Below are 16580 nucleotides of genomic sequence, written 5' to 3' on the forward strand. Positions count from 1 at the left end.
GGCACTGGCGACGCTGGCACTGCCGGCCGCGCCGGCCGTGGGGCGGCGCGCCGGCGAGGGCTTCCGCGCGGTGCTGGCGCTCCCGGCCTTCCGGCGGCTGCTGCTGTGTTCCGCGCTGATCCAGGGCAGCCACGCGGCCTATTACGCCTTCGGGTCCATCCACTGGGCGGCGGCGGGGCTGTCCGGGACAGTCATCGGGCTGCTCTGGGCCTGGTCCGTGGTGGCGGAAGTCGCGCTCTTCGCCTGGGGGCGGCGGTTGGCCGATCGGCTGGCGGCCCCGGGCCTCGTCGCCCTCGCGGCGGTGGCGGCGGTGCTGCGATGGGGCATTACGGCCGAGACGGTCTGGCTGCCGGCGCTGGCCGTGGCCCAGGCGCTGCACGCGCTGACCTTCGGCGCGATGCACCTGGCGGCGATGCGGGTGCTGCAGGCGGCGGTGCCGCCGGTCGTGGCGGGCACGGCGCAGACGCTGCACGGCGCCGCGGTGGGGGCGGTGATGATGTTGGCGACCCTCGCGGCCGGGCCGGCCTATGCCGCGCTGGGCGGCACAGTGTTCTGGACGATGGCGGCGATGGCGGGCCTCGCGCTGGTGCTCCGGCCGCTGTCGCGGGGGACCGATTAGCCCCATTGCGGCGGGTCGGCAGCGCGATCGCGCGGCACGCGAAATTCCTGGCGTGCCTTGCCGCGTCCAGGCGCTACCGGACGGGATTATCCGCCCGATGCGCGAATCGTGGCGTGTGAATTTCGGCCGTTTCGGCAAAGATACCTTCGCTTGACAACCATTTGGCGAGTCACGACCCTGTGTCGTGCGTGAAAAAATCACGGCAATCTCAGACGGATAGGAGATCCCGATGGCGGATATGACCTTCACGATCGCCGGCGGGCCCGGGGTCGAGGTCCATGTCGTGGAGGAAGGCGGGGCCCTGCGCTTCACCGTCTCCATCCTGGGCACCGGGGGGCTGACCGCCGACCTGCGCGGCCTCTTCTTCCAGGTCGCCGATGAAAGCCTGCTCCAGGGCCTGCGGCTGACCGAGGGAGGTGCCGCGGTGACGGAATTCCGCTCCCAGGAGGATGGCGTCATCGACCTCGGACAGGGCGCCAACATGCAGGGGGCGGCCAGCGCCTTCGATGTCGGCGTCGAGATCGGCACCGCCGGAATCGGCCACGACGATTGGCAGACCGCCACCTTCGTCCTCTCGCACGCCACCGAGGCATTGTCGCTCGACCTGATCGCGGCAATGGACTTCGGCGTGCGGCTCACCAGTGTCGGGGTCGAGGGCGGGGAGCGGTCGGACGGGTTGAAGCTGGTCGGGACCGCGCCGGAGGCTTCCGGTGGCAACGGTGCCCCCGTCGCGGCGAACGACAGCGCCTTCACCGACGAGGACACGCGGATCGACATCGCCGTCCTCGGCAACGACAGCGATCCGGACGGGGACACGCTGACGGTGTCGCTCGGGTCTGCCACGAGTTCCCTCGGCGCCGCGATCAGCGTGAATCCGGACGGGTCGATTTCCTACGACCCCAGTGGCTCGGCGAAGCTCGGCGCGCTGAACACGGACCAGGAGGCAACCGACAGCTTCACCTACACCATCACCGATCCGGATGGCGCGACCAGCACGGCAACCGTCGAGGTGACCGTCGGCGGAATAACCGACGTGATCGGCGGCTTCCTCGGCAAGACCCTGACCTATACCTACGACTACCTGCCAGGCACGGCGAACAGCTTCGACTTCTCGAAGGAGGTGACGGTCGGCGACGGTACCGAGGTGCCCGAAATGATCGGGGGTGGGATCTTCGATGTCGCGAGCCTCGACATCACCGACACGCAACTGATCATCGACTACTACCAGGCAAGCTTCTGGGAATCCGGCGGCTTCAACGGCTTCCGCATCACCGACACGCTCGGCGTCCTGTCCGAGATCACGGGCGTGACGATCCGGGAAAGCAACATGCTCGGCTTCGACACATCGGACATCTCTGTCACGACGGACAGCATCACCGTTGACTGGGCGGGCCTGTCCTTCACGGCCGACACGCGCATCGTCCTCGACGTCAGCTTCGCCTGAAGGCGCATGGCGCGCGGCCCTTTCGGGCCGTGCGCCCAGATGGCGCGGCGGTGCCGGCCGGGCGGTCCCTGCCGGCGCCGGGGGGGGCGGCCTTCTGACAGTGGCGTGAATCCGCGCCCCCGCCCGCACCCAGATGGCGGCGGGGTCACGCCGGGCTTGATTGCGGGGCCGCGGACGCCGATGTTCTACCGATGGTCCTGACAGCCACGCTTCGCCGACGGCTTGCTCATGCGGGGTGCCTGATCGCGGGCCGCTGACCCCGGGGGATGCGCGCGCCTGCCGCGCCGCCGCCCGGGGGCATGACCATCTTCCGCGATCTTCCCGAAGGACCTGTCATGGCTGAAGCCACCTCTGCGCATATCACCACACGCCGCCCCCCCATCCTCATGTCGGAGAACGAACACGGCATCCTGGTCGGGCTCGCAATGAGTGGCGCCCGCCGCAACCCCGACGCCGCACGCCTGCTGATGGAGGAGGCCGACCGCGCCGAGCTGGTCCCGGCCGCCCGCCTGCCGGGCGACGTCGTGGCCCTCGGCTCCCACGTCGTCTTCACGGACGAGGCGACCGGCGTCAGCCGCCGGGTGCAGCTCGTCCTGCCGGCGGAGGCCGATATCGGCCAGGGACGCATCTCCATCCTGTCCCTGGTCGGGGCGGGGCTGATCGGCCTGCGCGCCGGGCAGTCCATCGAATGGCCGGTGCAGGATGGCCGCCTGCGGCAGCTGACCGTCACGGAAGTGACGGCCCCCTGAACAGACGAAGGGCGCGGTCCCTTGCGGAACCGCGCCCTTCCTGAAGTCCTGGCGAAGCGGGGCGGGTTCAGGCCGCCTTCGCCATCCCGCGCAGCACGTAGTGCAGGATGCCGCCGTTCTTGTAGTACTCGACCTCATCGGCCGTATCGACGCGGCAGAGCACCTGGGTCTTGACCTCGGTCCCGTCCGCGCGGGTGATGACGACATCCATCATCATGCGCGGGGAGAGGTTCTCCACGCCCAGGATGTCGATCTTCTCGTCGCCCGTCAGGCCCAGGGTCGCGCGGCTCTCGCCGTCCTTGAACACGAGCGGCAGCACGCCCATGCCCACGAGGTTCGAGCGGTGGATGCGCTCGAAGGATTCGGCGATCACGGCCTTCACGCCGAGCAGGAAGGTGCCCTTTGCCGCCCAGTCGCGGGACGAACCCGTGCCGTATTCCTTGCCGCCGAGAACGACCAGCGGCACGCCTTCGTTCTTGTAGCGCATCGCCACGTCGTAGATCGGCGCCACGTCGCCCGAGGGGTAGTGCTTGGAGATGCCGCCTTCGACGCCGGGGACCATCTCGTTCTTGATGCGGATATTGGCGAAGGTGCCGCGCATCATGACTTCATGGTTGCCACGGCGCGCGCCGTAGGAGTTGAAGTCGGCCTGGCGGACCTGATGTTCCACCAGGTATTCGCCCGCCGGGGACGCCTTCTTGATCGAGCCGGCCGGGGAGATGTGGTCGGTCGTGATCGAGTCCGCGAGCTGGGCGAGGATGCGCGCGCCCTTGATCGAACCGACCGCGGCCGGCTCCATCGACATGCCCTCGAAATAGGGCGGGTTCTGCACGTAGGTGGAGCCCGAGTTCCAGCGATAGGTGTCGCTGTCCGCATCGACGCGGATGGCCTGCCACTGCGCCGGCCCCTTGAACACGTCGCCGTACTTCGACTGGAACATCTCGCGCGTCACGACGGCGTGGACGGTGTCCGCCACTTCCTTCTGCGTCGGCCAGATGTCCTTGAGGAAGACCGGCTGGCCGTCCTTGCCGTTGCCGATCGGCTCCTTCGTCAGGTCCTTCTTCACCGTGCCGGCGAGCGCATAGGCGACCACCAGCGGCGGGGAAGCGAGGTAGTTCGCGCGCACGTTGGCATGCACGCGGCCTTCGAAGTTGCGGTTGCCCGAGAGCACCGAGGTCACGACCAGCTTGTTGTTCTCGACCGCGTCCACGATCGGGTCCGCCAGCGGGCCGGAATTGCCGATGCAGGTCGTGCAGCCATAGCCGACGGTCTGGAAGCCCAGCGCATCGAGGTAGGTCGTGAGCCCCGACTTGTTCAGGTACTCGGTCACCACCTGGGAACCCGGGGCGAGGGAGGTCTTCACCCACGGCTTCGCCACGAGGCCCTTCTCCACCGCCTTCTTCGCGACGAGGCCGGCGGCCACGAGGACATAGGGGTTGGAGGTGTTGGTGCAGGAGGTGATCGCCGCGATCACCACGTCGCCATGGCCGAGGTCGTAGTTGGCGCCGGCCACCGGCACGCGCAGGTCGGCCTTGTCGCCCGGCACGCCCATGATGCCCGCCGCGAGGTCCTTGCCGAAGGCGGAACCCACATTGCCGAGCGCCACGCGGTCCTGCGGGCGCTTCGGGCCGGCCATGGACGGCTCGACGGTGGACAGGTCGAGTTCCAGCGTGTCGGTGAACACCGGGTCCGGGGTGCCGGCCTCGCGGAACATCCCCTGCGCCTTCAGGTAGTCGCGCGTCAGGTTGATGCGGTGCTCGTCGCGGCCGGACAGGCGCAGGTATTCCAGCGTCGTCTCGTCAACCGGGAAGAAGCCGCAGGTCGCGCCGTATTCGGGGGCCATGTTGCCGATCGTCGCGCGGTCCGCCAGCGGCAGGTGCGCGAGGCCGGGGCCGAAGAACTCGACGAACTTGCCGACCACGCCCTTCTTGCGGAGCATCTGGGTGACCGTCAGCACGAGGTCGGTCGCGGTGATGCCCTCGCGCACCGAACCCGTCAGCTTGAAGCCGATCACGTCGGGGATGAGCATGGCGATCGGCTGGCCGAGCATCGCCGCCTCGGCCTCGATGCCGCCCACGCCCCAGCCCAGCACGCCGAGGCCGTTGACCATCGTCGTGTGGCTGTCCGTGCCGTAGCAGGAATCGGGGAAGGCATAGGTGTCGCCGGCATCGGTGGAGGTCCACACGACCTGCGCGAGGTATTCCAGGTTCACCTGGTGGCAGATGCCCGTGCCGGGGGGCACGACGCGGAAGTTGTTGAAGGCTTCCTGGCCCCAGCGGAGGAACTCGTAGCGCTCGCCATTGCGCTCGAACTCGATGTCCACGTTCTTCTGCAGCGCCGTCGGCGTGCCGGACACGTCCACCATCACCGAGTGGTCGATGACCAGGTCGACCGGCACCAGCGGGTTCACCTTGCGCGGGTCGCCGCCGAGCTTCAGCAGCGCGTCGCGCATCGCGGCCAGGTCCACCACGGCCGGAACGCCCGTGAAGTCCTGCAGCAGGATGCGCGCGGGACGGAACGGCACTTCCTTCGTGGAACGGCCTTCCTTCACCCACTCCGCGATCTTCTTCGCGTCGTCCACGGTGTAGGAGCGCCCGTCCTCGAAGCGCAACACGTTCTCGAGCAGCACCTTGAGGCTGTAGGGCAGGCGGCTGATGTCGCCGATGCTCTTGGCCGCCTCGGGCAGGCTGAAGTAGTTATAGGTCTTGCCGTCCACATTGAGGGAACGGCGGGTCTTCAGGCTGTCCTGCCCGATCATCCGCATGGTCCGGGTGCCCTTCCTCGATCAAGGCGGCCGGTCGCGGCCGCGAAACCGGCCGGGTTAAAGCATGACGGCCGGCAACGGTCCATGGACGGGGGCGGGTTTGGCGGAATCGGTGCTGGCGGCGCGGGACCTGTCCTGCATCCGGGGTGAGCGGGCGGTCTTCGCGGGGTTGTCCTTCGCGCTGCCGGAAGGCGCCGCCCTGGTGCTGACCGGGGCGAACGGCGCCGGGAAGTCCACCCTCCTGCGCATCCTGGCCGGCCTGTTGCGCCCGGCCGAGGGCGCGGTGCTCTGGCGCGGGGAGGACACCTCAGCGGACCCCGCCGCGCATGCCCGCCGGCTGCGCTACCTTTCCCACCAGGATGCGCTGAAGCCGGCGCTGACCGTCGCCGAGAACCTCTCCTTCTTCGCCAGCCTGTGGGGCGGGGCAGTGGCGCCGGCGCTGGCGGCCATGGCGCTGACGCCGTTGGCGGACCTGCCGGCGCGGGTGCTGTCCTCCGGGCAGAAGCGGCGCCTGGCGCTCGCGCGGCTGGTATTGGCCCCGGCCTCGCTCTGGCTGCTGGACGAGCCGACCACGGGGCTGGATGCCGCCTCGGTCGAGCGGCTTGGCCCCGTCCTCGCGGCGCACCGCGCGGCCGGCGGCATCGTGGTGGCGGCGACCCACCTGCCGCTGCCCCTGCCCGATGCGCGGGAGTTGCGGCTGTGAGCGGCTTCCTCGCCCTGGTGGCACGAGAGGTCCGGCTGGCCCTGCGCCACCCGGCGGACACGCTCGGTGCCGTGCTGTTCTTCGTCCTTGTCGCGGCGCTGTTCCCCTTCGGCGTCGGGCCGGCGCCGGAGACGTTGGCGCGACTCGCTCCTGGCGCGCTCTTCGCCGCCGCGCTGCTCGCGGCGCTGCTGCCGCTCGACCGCCTGTTCGGCGCGGATGCGGAGGACGGGACGCTCGACCAGTTGCTGCTGTCGGGCCTGCCGCGTGGCGGGATCGCGGCGGCCAAGGCGCTCGGGCACTGGATCACCACCGGGCTGCCGCTACTGGCCGCGACGCCGGTCGCCGCGGCGCTGCTCAACCTGCCGGTCGAGGCCTGGGGCGCGGCGCTCGCCGCCCTGGCGCTGGCGACCGCGCTGCTGTCGCTGCTCGGGACCGTGGGGGCGGCGCTGACGCTCGGCGCGCGACGGGGCAGCGTGCTGCTGCCGCTGCTGGTGCTGCCGCTGGCGATCCCGGCGGTGATCTTCGGCGCGGCGGCGATCGAGGCCGCGGCCTCCGGTCTTTCCCCCGCGCCATTCCTGCTGCTGCTGGGGGCGGGGGTGTCCCTGGCGGCCCCGCTGGCGCCGCTCGCTGCCGGGGCGGCGCTGGCCTCGGAATAGGCCCGCGCTGCAAACTTTCTGTCGCTTGACGAATTGTTGAAGATACGACGAAACGCATGCAGTGGCATGTGCCGCCGCGGCTCGGCGACCCCGGCTGTGAGTCCGAGGGGATCAGGTAATGGCGACTGTTAGCGGTTCGGCGATCGGAGACTACATCGACCACGAATCGCTCATCGCCGGCGGGACGACAAGCGGCAACGACACTGTCTATGGCGACCGCTATACGATCGGTTCGTCCGAGCAGATCGCCGAATACAATCCGGGTCTGTCCGGCGGTGGCGACAGCATCTACGGCAATGCCGGCGCCGACCTGATCTACGGGCAGTACGGCAACGACACGATCTACGGCGACGCCGACATTACAAGCCTGTTGGGCGGCAACGACACCCTCTACGGCGGCGCCGGCAACGACGAACTCCATGGCGGCGAGGGCAACGACCTGCTGGAGGGCGGGGCCGGCGCCGACCTCATCTTCGGCGGCGTAGGCTTTGACACGGTCAGCTACGCCTTCTCGAACGGCGCGGTCACGGTCGATCTCTCCGTCACCAACGGCAGCGCGAACCGCGGCGGCGACGCGCAGGGCGACACCATCTCCGAAACCGAGGCCCTCGTCGGCAGCGCCTTCGGCGATTCCCTCGTCGGCGGAACGGCCTCGACCACCATCGACGGCGGCGCGGGCGACGACCGCATTTCCGGCAAGGATGTCGGCGATCGCCTGCTGGGCGGCGACGGCAACGACACCATCGAGGGCAACGGCGGGAACGACACCCTCGATGGTGGCGCCGGCAACGATTCCCTCCTGGGCGGCGCCGGCGACGACAGCCTGGTCGGTGGAATCGGGAACGACACGCTGGACGGCGGCGCCGGCAATGACCGGGTCGACTATTCCGCGGTCGGGTCGGCCATCACGGTCACGATGGGAGCCACCGGGGGCGGCACCGTCACCGGCGGCGCCGGGACGGACAGCCTCGCGGGCATCGAGACCGTCATCGGCGGGTCGGGCAACGACGTCTTCACCGGGCCGATCGGGACGGCGGGGGCCGTTGCCTACACATTCGACGGCGGCGGCGGCAACGACACGATGAGTGGCGGCAGCGGCGGGGACAGGCTGTTCGGCGGCGCCGACAATGACTGGCTGTCCTATGCCGGCGCGACGGGGCCGGTAACGGTGGCCATCGCCGTCGGCACCAGCAGCTTCGCCTTCGGTGCGGCGGGCAACGATACGCTGTTCGGCTTCGAGAACGTCCTAGGCAGCGGCGGCGCGGATTCCATTCGAGGCTCGACCTCCGCCAACACCCTCGACGGCGGTGCGGGCGCCGACACCATTGTCGGTTTCGGCGGCGGGGATTGGATCCTGGGCGGCGCCGGCAATGACAGCCTGCTCGGCCGCACGACCAGTACCGACACGGCCAACGACACCATCGACGGCGGGGCCGACAATGACGCGCTGTGGGGCGCGGCCGGTGACGACAGCCTGCTCGGCGGCGCCGGCGACGACACGATCTATGGCGAGTCCGGCAGCGACCGTCTCTACGGGAATGACGGCAAGGACCTGCTGGACGGCGGCAGCGGCGCCGACCTCATCGTCGGTGGGCTCGGCATCGACAGCGTCAGCTACGGGACGTCGTTCGGCGCGGTCGTGGTGAACCTCTCGGTTGCCAACGGCAGCGCGAATACCGGTGCCGCCCTGGGCGACACCATCCAGGACATCGAGGTACTCGTCGGCAGCGGCTACGGCGACACCCTCGTCGGCGGCGCGGTATCGGTCACCATCGATGGCAATGCCGGCCAGGACAGCATCCTCGGCGGAGCCCTCGGCGACCTGCTGCTGGGCGGCTCCGGCCTGGATACCATCCACGGCAATGGCGGCGCCGACACCATCGACGGCGGCGCCGAGAATGATTCGATCCTCGGCGGCGACGGGAACGACAGCCTCCTTGGCGGCATCGGAAGCGATGTCCTGATCGGCGGCAGCGGCAACGACACGTTGGACGGCGGCGCCGACGACGACCGCGTGTTCGGCTCGGCCGGCAATGACAGCCTGCTGGGTGGCGCCGGCACGGACACGCTCGACTATGCGGGGGCGCCGGGCGGGGTTTCGGTCAACCTCGACACCGGGACCGCCGGCGACGGCCGTGGCGGCACCGACAGGATCTCCGGCTTCGAACGCTTCGTGCTGACCGCCGGCAACGACACCTTCGTCTCCGGTGCCGGGAATGACAGCGTCGACCTTGGCGGCGGCAACGACAGCCTGCGCTGGGACGCCGGCGACGGCAACGACACGATCAACCTTGGCCTTGGCAACGACACGCTGGATCTTGAGGGCTGGACGGGCGGCGCGAACGACCTCTGGTCCACGGTGGCCGGCGCGGGTGGCGCGACGCTCTTCATCAACGGTCGCAGCGGCGGCCCGGACACGCTGACGGTCTTCGGCTTCGACCCGACGAATGACGCGGTCACCTGCTTTGCCGAGGGAACGCGCATCGCCACCGCGCGCGGCGAAGTCCCGGTCGAGCAGTTGCGCGCCGGCGACCTAGTCGTGACCCTGCATGGCAGCGCGCCGCTGCGGCCGCTGGTCTGGGTCGGCCGCACGCAGGTGGACCTGTCGCGCCAGCGGGACCTGACGAAGGCGGCGCCGGTGCTGATCCGCGCTGGCGCGCTGGCGGAGGGCGTGCCCTTCCGCGACCTGCGCGTGAGCCCCGAGCACGCGCTCTTCCTCGACGGGCGGCTGGTGCCGGCGCGGCTGCTGGTGAACGGCAGCACCATCGTGCAGGAGTTGTGGCGGCGGGAGGTAACCTACTTCCACGTCGAACTGGAACAGCACGGCCTGGTGGTGAGCGAGGGCGCCGCCACGGAGACCTACTTCGACGACGGCAACCGGCACCTGTTCGACAATGCGAAGGTCGTGGCGCTGGCGATGGACTTCGCGGCGATGCGCGGCAATGGCCGGTACGCCGCGGCGGCCTGCGCGCCGGTGCTGGAGGAAGGCGACCCGCTGCTCGAGCGCATCCGTGGGCGTATCGCGGCGCGCATCCCCGTCACCGCGGACCGGATGCAGGCGTGAGGGTGGCTGGCGGGGGTCTCGCGTTCGGCGGCTGTCACGCCAACGTGAGACATTCCAAATAAGACTGGAGCGGTTTCCGTTCGCCTCGGCTCACGAACACCGCTCCAGGCCTTTGTTTTAGCGAGCATCTTCACCCGATCAGGTGATTCCACCTGATCGGGATCTGCTCTAGCCTCGCGCTTAAATGGCATTGGCTGCGGCGCCAGCACGATCGAGATCGAACGCCTGAACGACGGATCCTACGCGCCACCCAGCGCGCGGGGTTGGGAACCCTCGGATTGTGCCGCACCGACGACCTCGAGCGCCTGCTGCGGCAACTCAACGAGGCCCTGATCAGCGGCAGCCAGGCCGGCTACGTCACCGCCGTGCGCAACCTGCTCGACGCCGAGTTCGCGCGCACCGCCTGACCGCCTGTGCTACTCCGCGCGCAGCGGCCGTGCGAGCAGTTGCGTCATGGCATCCCGCACAGTGGCGCGTTCCGCCACCAGGTCGGCCACCGCGGCGCAGATCGGCAGTTCCACCCCCGCGGCCGCGGCACGCGCCACCAGCGCCGGCGCCGTCGCCACGCCCTCGGTGACGCCGGCGCGCGCGGCCAGCACCTCGGCCAGCCTCTCCCCGCGTCCGAGCGCCATGCCGAGCGACATGTTGCGGCTGCCCGTGCCGGAGCAGGTCAGCAGCAGGTCCCCCAGGCCCGAAAGGCCGGAGGCGGTTTCCGCCCGCCCGCCGAGCGCCACCACGAGTCGCGCCATCTCGGCCAGCCCGCGCGTGACCAGCGCCGCCCGCGCATTCTCCCCGAGCCCCGCACCGATGACCGCCCCGGCGGCGATGGCGATGACGTTCTTCGCCGCACCGCCCACCTCGGCACCGATCGGGTCATCGCCCTCGTAGAGCCGGAAGCCGGGCGTCGCGAGCAGCGCCACGCCCATCGCGCGCAGCCCCGCATCCTCGGCCGCGACGACCGAGGCGGCGGGCAGGCCGCGCGCCACCTCGTGCGCGAAATTGGGCCCCGAGAGGATGCCGGCCGGCAGGCCCGGCCGCAGCGCCGCGACGATCTCCAGCGGCAGCCGCAGCGTCGCGGCCTCCACGCCCTTGGCGCAGACCACCAGCGGCACGTCGCTCGGCGGCAGGCCTTCGAGCACGCGGCCGAGCGACTGGGCGGGGACCACCATCAGCGCCAGTGCCGCGCCGCCCAGCGCGGCGGCGGCATCGGCGGTGACGGCGATCGCGTCGGGCAGCGGCGCGCCGGGCAGGTAGCGGGTGTTCTCTCGTGCGGCGGCGATATCGGCGGCACGGGATGGGTCGCGCGCCCACAGCGCGACCTCGCAGCCGGCACGGGTGGCCTGGATGGCGAGCGCGGTGCCCCAGGCACCGGCACCGAGGACGGCGATCTTCGTCATGGGTCGATACGAAGGGCCGGGGGGAGGGAACTCCCCCCGGCACCCCCCTCCTTCTTTGTGACTCCGCAAGCGGGACGGTGCGGGATCATTCGGGGGCCACGCGGGAAACGGCGGCGCCGGCGCCGGGCTCGGTTTCCAGGGCGGCGAGCAGCGCGGCCAGGATCTCCCCGGCGGCCTGCTCGAAGCCGAAGGGGGCGTTGACCACCAGCAGGCCGCTGCCGTTCAGGCGGCGCGGATCGGTGGGCTCGCGCAGCCACATCTCGGCGGCGAGCACGTCGCGCACGCCGGATTCACGCAACGCGTCGTGGAAATCGCGCACCGGCGCACGATGCTTCACGGGATACCAGGCGGCAAGGATGCCGGCGCGGAAGCGGCGGTTCAGGTCCTGGATCGCGGCGGCGAGGCGGGCGAACTCTTCCTCCTGCTCGAAGGGCGGGTCCATCAGCACCAGGCCGCGGCGCTCGGGGAAGGGGGTCAGGGCGCGGATCGCCTCGTAGGCGTCGCGCTTGTGCACCGCCACCTGGCGGTCGCCGCGGAAATGGGCGCGCAGCGTTGCGTGGTCCTCGGGGTGCAACTCGCAGCAGGCCAGGCGGTCCTGCGGGCGCAGCGCCGCGCGGATCAGCGCGGGGGATCCCGGGTAGCGCGCGGGGAAGCCCTGCTCCGTCAGTGCCGCGACGAAGGGCGCGAGCGGACCTGCCGCGATGCCCTGCAGACGCAGCGCGCCGCGCGCCGCCTCGCCCGTGCGCGCGGCCTCCTCCGCAGAAAGGTCGTAGATCCCGCAGCCTGCGTGGGTGTCGAGCACCGCGAAGGGCGCATCCTTGCGGCGCAGCGCATCGAGCAGCACGAGCAGCAGCGCGTGCTTCAGGCAGTCCGCGTGGTTGCCGGCGTGGAAGGCGTGGCGGTAGTTCACGGACCGCCGCTACCGAAGCCCGGCCCGCGGTGCAAGCGGAGGATCAGAAATGGGCCATTTCCGCCAGCACGCAGCCGCCATTGGTGCGCAGCGAGGCCAGCCGCGCCCCGTGCGCCACCGTCACGACCGCCGGGGCGTGCAGCGGGGCCGCATGGCCCTCGATCTCCACCGAGCCCGACAGGACCATGAATTCCTGCCAGTAGTCGCCCGTCGTCAGCGGCGCTTCCGGCAGGCTCGCGCCGGGCGGCAGGCGCAGGAACTGCAGCCGCGCGCCCTGCCTGGTGGTGGGGTCGAGCGAGTTGGTGACGATCTTCACCGTCACGCCGCCCTCGGCCCCGGGGAGGGGGAACCACCCTTCCTCGTCCTTGAGCTGGTGGACTTCGCCTGCCGTGACCCGCATGGGTCCTGTCTCCCGCCTTCGCCGGCCCGGTTTCAGACGGTGGCCGGCGTGAGTTCCGCCAGGGGCCAGCGCGGCCGCGGGGCGTGGTCGAGCCGGTCGGTCAGGCCCGCACGCAGCCGCTCGATGCCCGCCCAGGCGACCATGACGGCATTGTCGGTGCAATAGCGCAGCGGCGGCGCCAGCATCGGCACCCCCGTCATGCCGGCAACGCCCGTGAGCGCCGCGCGCACCGCCTGGTTCGCCGCGACGCCGCCGGCCACGACGATGCCGGTCGCCTCCGGCACCATCTCCAGCGCATGGCGCGCCCGGTCCGCCAGCACCGCGGCGACCGCCGCCTGGAAGGAGGCCGCGACGTCCGCATGGGACGCCGCCCCCTGCGCCACCGCGCGCGACACCGCAGTCTTCAGCCCGCTGAAGGAAAAGTCGCAGCCCGGCCGCCCGAGCAGCGGCCGCGGCAGCGGCACGGCCTGCGCATCGCCCTGCGCGGCGAGCCGTTCCAGGTGCGGCCCGCCCGGCCAGGGCAGGCCGAGCAGCTTCGCCGCCTTGTCGAAGGCCTCCCCCACCGCGTCGTCGAGCGTGGAGCCGAGCCGCCGGTAGCGCCCGAGTCCCTCCACCGCAACGCACTGGCAATGACCGCCCGAGACCAGCAGCAGCAGGTAGGGGAATGCCGGCGCCCCTCCCTCCAGCAGCCCGGGCAGCCGGGCGGTCAGGGCATGCGCCTCCAGGTGGTTCACCGCGACGAAGGGCAGCCCCTGCGCGATCGCCACCCCCTTGCCGAAACAGGCGCCAACGATCAGCCCGCCGATCAGCCCCGGGCCCGAGGTCGCCGCGACGCCGCCGAGATCCCCGAAGCCCACCCCCGCGCGCGCCATCACGCGCTCCGCCAGGCCGGGCAGGGCCGCGAGGTGCGCGCGGGCCGCGATCTCGGGCACCACGCCGCCGAAGACGGCGTGCTCCTTCTCCTGGCTCAGCACCGCCTCGGCCAGGATGCGGCCATCGGGCGCGAGGACGGCCGCCGCGGTTTCGTCGCAGCTGCTCTCCAGCCCCAGCACCGGCCCGTCCAGCCGGATCGCACCTTCCACGTCCATGGGCGGGGTTCTATGACGGCGGCATGCCGCTTGCCCACCCCGCCGTGCCGAAGCACCGCCGGCTCCTGCCGCTGCGCGTCGGCACCCGCGCGTCACCGCTCGCCCTCTGGCAGACCCGGGACTTCCTCGACCGCATCACGCGCTTCTGCCCGGTGCTGCGCGATGCCAAGGCCTTCGAGGAACACCAGCTCCTCACTTCCGGCGATCGCATCCAGGACCGCAGGCTGGCCGATATCGGCGGCAAGGGCCTCTTCGCCAAGGAGATCCACGAGGCGCTGCTCGACGGCCGCGTGGACTTCGCGGTGCATTCGCTGAAGGACCTCGAGACCGAGATGCCGCCGGGCATCGTCCTGGCCTGCACGCTGAAGCGGGAGGATGCGCGGGACTGCCTGCTGCCCGGGCCATCCCTCCCGGCCTGCGACCCGGCGAACCCGCTCGCGGTCCTGCCGCAGGGGGCCGTGGTCGGCACCTCCTCCGTCCGGCGCCAGTCGCAGCTGTTGCACATGCGGCCCGACCTCAGCGTCGTCATGTTCCGCGGCAATGTGCAGACCCGTCTGCGCAAGCTGGCCGAGGGCGAGGCCGCGGCGACCATGCTCGCGCTCGCCGGATTGCGGCGGCTCGGGCTGGAGCCTGCCGGCAGCGTGCCGATCGACCCCGAAGTGATGGTCCCCGCCGCCGGCCAGGGCATCGTCGGCGTGACGGTGCGCGCGGATGACACCGAACTGCACGAACTGCTCGCCGCGATCGAGGATCCGGAGGCGCGTGCCGTCTCTTCGGCCGAGCGGGCGCTGCTCGCGGCGCTCGACGGTTCCTGCCGCACGCCGATCGGCGGTCACGCGCGGCTGCTGCCGGGCGGGCGGCTGCGCCTGACCGGACTGGTGGCCAGGGCCGACGGGACCTTCCTGCTGAAGCGGACCGAGGAAGCCGCGACCGCGGATGCCGTGCGGCTCGGGGCGGAACTGGGGCGGGCGCTGCGGCGGGACAGCCCGGCGGATCTCTTTGCTTAGAGAGGCGGGGGAGGGAACTCCCCCGCGCCCCCTCCTTCCTTTGTCGGTCACCAAGGCGCTCCCGGCGCGTCTGGCCCGCCCCCTGCCAACAGCCAAGGAAGGGAGGGGGTTCGGGGGAGGTTCCCCTCCCCCGACCTGCCCATGACCGCTGCCGTCCTCATCACCCGCCCCGAACCAGGCGCGGCCGAGACCGCTGCCGCCGTCGCCACCCTCGGCTGGCGCCCTATCCTCGCCCCCGCCCTGGTGTTGCGCGCGATCCCGCCCGAGCGCCTGCCGGCCGCGCAGGCGCTGCTCCTGCCGTCCCGTGCCGCCGCCCGCGCCTTGCCGCCGTCGGCGATGCCCGTGCTGGCCGTCGGCGCCGGCACCGCCGCAGAGGCTCGCGCCTGCGGCTTCCCGGATGTCATCTGCGCCGAGGGCGATGCTGCCTCGCTGGTCGTGCTCGCCGCCGCGCGGCTCGACCCCGCCGCCGGGCCGCTGCTGCTGGCCGTCGGGCGCGGCTACAGCGCGGAACTCGCCGCCGACCTGCGTGCCCGCGGCTTCCGCGTCCTGCGCCGCGTCGTCTACGAGGCCAGCCCGGCCGAGGCCCTGCCGCCCGAAGCCATCGACGCGCTCGCGCGGGGCGCGGTCGCCGCTGCGCTCTTCACCTCCCCGCGTTGCGCTCGCATCACCCTGGCATTGATGCGCCACGCCGGTCTTGCCGAAGCCGCGCACGGCATTCGCGCCCTGGCAATCAGCGCCCGCATCGCCGAGGCCCTGGCGCCGCTCCCCTGGGCCACGCGGGAGGTGACGGCGCGGCCGGACCCGACCTTGCTCCCGGGCCTGCTCGGACCGGCACCGGGCTGATCCGGCGCGAAGGCGTGACCGTATCGGCTGGCGCCATCCGCCCCGCCGATTGCTATACAGCCTACCCGCGGCGCCGCACTGCAGCATGAGGACCGGCATGACCGAGACACCCCCGCCCCCGACCCGCCGGTTCCTGGACCCCGCCGCCATTCCGCTGCTCGCCGGCGGCGCGGTGCTGGTACTGGCGGCGATCTGGCTTTGGGCCACGCCTCGTCCGGAGCCGTTGCCCAACCCCACCGCCGAGGCCGTCGCCGCCCTGGAACGCCGCATCGTGGCATTGGAAACCCTCGATGCCCGCCTGGCCGGCGTCGAGCAGCGGCGCATCCCCGACCTTGCCCCGCTCCAGGCCCGCCTGGCGGCGCTCGAATCGCGCCCGCCGGTCGATCTTGCCGCGCTCGAACGCCGCATTGCCGCGATGCCCGCGCCAGCCGACCTGCGCCCGATCGAGCAGCGGCTGGAGGGCCTGGCCGGCCGCGTCGCGGGGGCCGAGGCGCGCGCCGGCGAGGCGCTCGCCCGCCCGATGCCCGACCTTGCCGCCTTCGCCCCGCGCGCGGTGGCCGAGACGCTCATCACCCGCGCCGACCGCCTCTCCGAGCGGCTGGACGCGGTTGCGGCCCGCCACCAAGCAGCCGATGCGGATTCGATCCGTCGCACGGACGAACTCGCGCGCAGCGTCACGGAACGCCTTGCCACGGCGGAGCGCAACGAGGCCGAGCGCATCGCCGCCGCCAATGCGGGGCTGGAACAGCGCCTGCGCGGGTCCGAATCCGCCCTGATGACGCGCATCGCGGCGCTGGAACAGGCACAGTCCCGCGTCGCCGCGCTCGAGGCCCGCGCCGCGCGCCAGGCGGCGCTGGAAACGATGCGCCTGCGCCTTGTCGCCGGGCAGCCGTTCGGCACCGCGCTCGCCGCCTTCCCCGGCGCGCCGGCGGCGCT

General features: G+C 71.7%; 14 protein-coding genes and 1 pseudogene. 10 read left to right on the top strand and 5 right to left on the bottom strand.

Annotated features, from left to right (window positions below):
- The 3 genes from GXW76_RS21550 to rnk all read left to right on the top strand — a co-directional run.
- Positions 1-619 (top strand): MFS transporter (locus GXW76_RS21550; RefSeq protein ID WP_211864170.1); only part of this gene is annotated, 619 nt, incomplete at its 5' end.
- Positions 620-848: 229 nt separating this feature from the next.
- A complete protein-coding gene (locus tag GXW76_RS21555) occupies positions 849-2063 on the top strand; it encodes a cadherin-like domain-containing protein (RefSeq protein WP_211864171.1) in 1215 nt (404 codons plus the stop codon).
- A 335-nt stretch (positions 2064-2398) separates the two neighbouring features.
- Positions 2399-2812 (top strand): nucleoside diphosphate kinase regulator, encoded by a 414-nt coding sequence (gene rnk, locus GXW76_RS21560; RefSeq protein ID WP_211864172.1) that lies wholly within the window; start codon positions 2399-2401, stop codon positions 2810-2812.
- Between the two features lie 67 nt (positions 2813-2879).
- Here the strand turns inward: rnk and acnA are convergent, their stop codons facing one another.
- Positions 2880-5576, bottom strand: coding sequence for an aconitate hydratase AcnA (acnA, locus tag GXW76_RS21565; protein ID WP_211864173.1), 2697 nt, complete (start codon positions 5574-5576; stop codon positions 2880-2882).
- A gap of 64 nt (positions 5577-5640) precedes the next feature.
- Between acnA and ccmA the strand changes: the two genes are divergently transcribed.
- The 4 genes from ccmA to GXW76_RS26050 all read left to right on the top strand — a co-directional run bounded on the left by ccmA (position 5641) and on the right by GXW76_RS26050 (position 10406).
- Positions 5641-6279 (top strand): heme ABC exporter ATP-binding protein CcmA, encoded by a 639-nt coding sequence (gene ccmA / locus GXW76_RS21570; protein WP_211864174.1) that lies wholly within the window; start codon positions 5641-5643, stop codon positions 6277-6279.
- Positions 6276-6935 (top strand): heme exporter protein CcmB, encoded by a 660-nt coding sequence (gene ccmB, locus GXW76_RS21575; protein ID WP_211864175.1) that lies wholly within the window; start codon positions 6276-6278, stop codon positions 6933-6935. The genes ccmA and ccmB overlap by 4 nt, the downstream gene beginning before the upstream one ends.
- A gap of 118 nt (positions 6936-7053) precedes the next feature.
- Positions 7054-9999 carry a Hint domain-containing protein gene (locus GXW76_RS21580; RefSeq protein ID WP_211864176.1) on the top strand — a complete coding sequence of 982 codons (2946 nt, stop codon included), beginning with the start codon at positions 7054-7056 and terminating at the stop codon, positions 9997-9999.
- A gap of 278 nt (positions 10000-10277) precedes the next feature.
- On the top strand, positions 10278-10406 hold the full coding sequence (locus GXW76_RS26050) for a hypothetical protein (RefSeq protein ID WP_272876126.1): 129 nt from the start codon (positions 10278-10280) through the stop codon (positions 10404-10406).
- A gap of 9 nt (positions 10407-10415) precedes the next feature.
- Here GXW76_RS26050 and GXW76_RS21585 read toward each other — a convergent pair whose 3' ends face one another.
- From GXW76_RS21585 to tsaD, 4 genes are all read right to left on the bottom strand, one after another.
- Positions 10416-11396 (bottom strand): NAD(P)H-dependent glycerol-3-phosphate dehydrogenase, encoded by a 981-nt coding sequence (locus tag GXW76_RS21585; protein ID WP_211864177.1) that lies wholly within the window; start codon positions 11394-11396, stop codon positions 10416-10418.
- A gap of 85 nt (positions 11397-11481) precedes the next feature.
- A complete protein-coding gene (locus GXW76_RS21590; RefSeq protein WP_211864178.1) occupies positions 11482-12306 on the bottom strand; it encodes a 23S rRNA (adenine(2030)-N(6))-methyltransferase RlmJ in 825 nt (274 codons plus the stop codon).
- A 43-nt stretch (positions 12307-12349) separates the two neighbouring features.
- Positions 12350-12706, bottom strand: a complete 357-nt coding sequence (locus GXW76_RS21595) for a hypothetical protein (RefSeq protein WP_211864179.1) — start codon at positions 12704-12706, stop codon at positions 12350-12352.
- Positions 12707-12738: 32 nt separating this feature from the next.
- On the bottom strand, positions 12739-13794 hold the full coding sequence (gene tsaD, locus GXW76_RS21600) for a tRNA (adenosine(37)-N6)-threonylcarbamoyltransferase complex transferase subunit TsaD (protein ID WP_211864180.1): 1056 nt from the start codon (positions 13792-13794) through the stop codon (positions 12739-12741).
- Between the two features lie 23 nt (positions 13795-13817).
- Here tsaD and hemC point away from each other — a divergent pair, with 23 nt between their 5' ends.
- The 3 genes and pseudogenes from hemC to GXW76_RS21615 all read left to right on the top strand — a co-directional run.
- A complete protein-coding gene (gene hemC / locus GXW76_RS21605) occupies positions 13818-14801 on the top strand; it encodes a hydroxymethylbilane synthase (RefSeq protein ID WP_211864181.1) in 984 nt (327 codons plus the stop codon).
- Between the two features lie 141 nt (positions 14802-14942).
- The gene (locus tag GXW76_RS21610) at positions 14943-15644 is read left to right on the top strand and encodes a uroporphyrinogen-III synthase (protein ID WP_211864182.1); all 702 of its coding nucleotides are present in this window, start codon (positions 14943-14945) and stop codon (positions 15642-15644) included.
- 97 nt (positions 15645-15741) lie between these two features.
- A pseudogene (locus GXW76_RS21615) lies at positions 15742-16580 on the top strand (hypothetical protein); the annotation flags it as partial.

It is taken from the genome of Neoroseomonas soli (assembly GCF_018129065.1).
In the GTDB taxonomy this organism is placed as follows: domain Bacteria; phylum Pseudomonadota; class Alphaproteobacteria; order Acetobacterales; family Acetobacteraceae; genus Neoroseomonas; species Neoroseomonas soli.

Coding starts and splice junctions, on each gene's coding strand:
- hemC (WP_211864181.1), top strand. CDS start 13,818: ATGCCGCTTGCCCACCCCGCCGTGCCGAAGCACCGCCGGCTCCTGCCG.
- tsaD (WP_211864180.1), bottom strand. CDS start 13,794: ATGGACGTGGAAGGTGCGATCCGGCTGGACGGGCCGGTGCTGGGGCTG.
- GXW76_RS21585 (WP_211864177.1), bottom strand. CDS start 11,396: ATGACGAAGATCGCCGTCCTCGGTGCCGGTGCCTGGGGCACCGCGCTC.
- rnk (WP_211864172.1), top strand. CDS start 2,399: ATGGCTGAAGCCACCTCTGCGCATATCACCACACGCCGCCCCCCCATC.
- ccmA (WP_211864174.1), top strand. CDS start 5,641: ATGACGGCCGGCAACGGTCCATGGACGGGGGCGGGTTTGGCGGAATCG.
- GXW76_RS21610 (WP_211864182.1), top strand. CDS start 14,943: ATGACCGCTGCCGTCCTCATCACCCGCCCCGAACCAGGCGCGGCCGAG.
- GXW76_RS21555 (WP_211864171.1), top strand. CDS start 849: ATGGCGGATATGACCTTCACGATCGCCGGCGGGCCCGGGGTCGAGGTC.
- GXW76_RS21595 (WP_211864179.1), bottom strand. CDS start 12,706: ATGCGGGTCACGGCAGGCGAAGTCCACCAGCTCAAGGACGAGGAAGGG.
- GXW76_RS21580 (WP_211864176.1), top strand. CDS start 7,054: ATGGCGACTGTTAGCGGTTCGGCGATCGGAGACTACATCGACCACGAA.
- acnA (WP_211864173.1), bottom strand. CDS start 5,576: ATGCGGATGATCGGGCAGGACAGCCTGAAGACCCGCCGTTCCCTCAAT.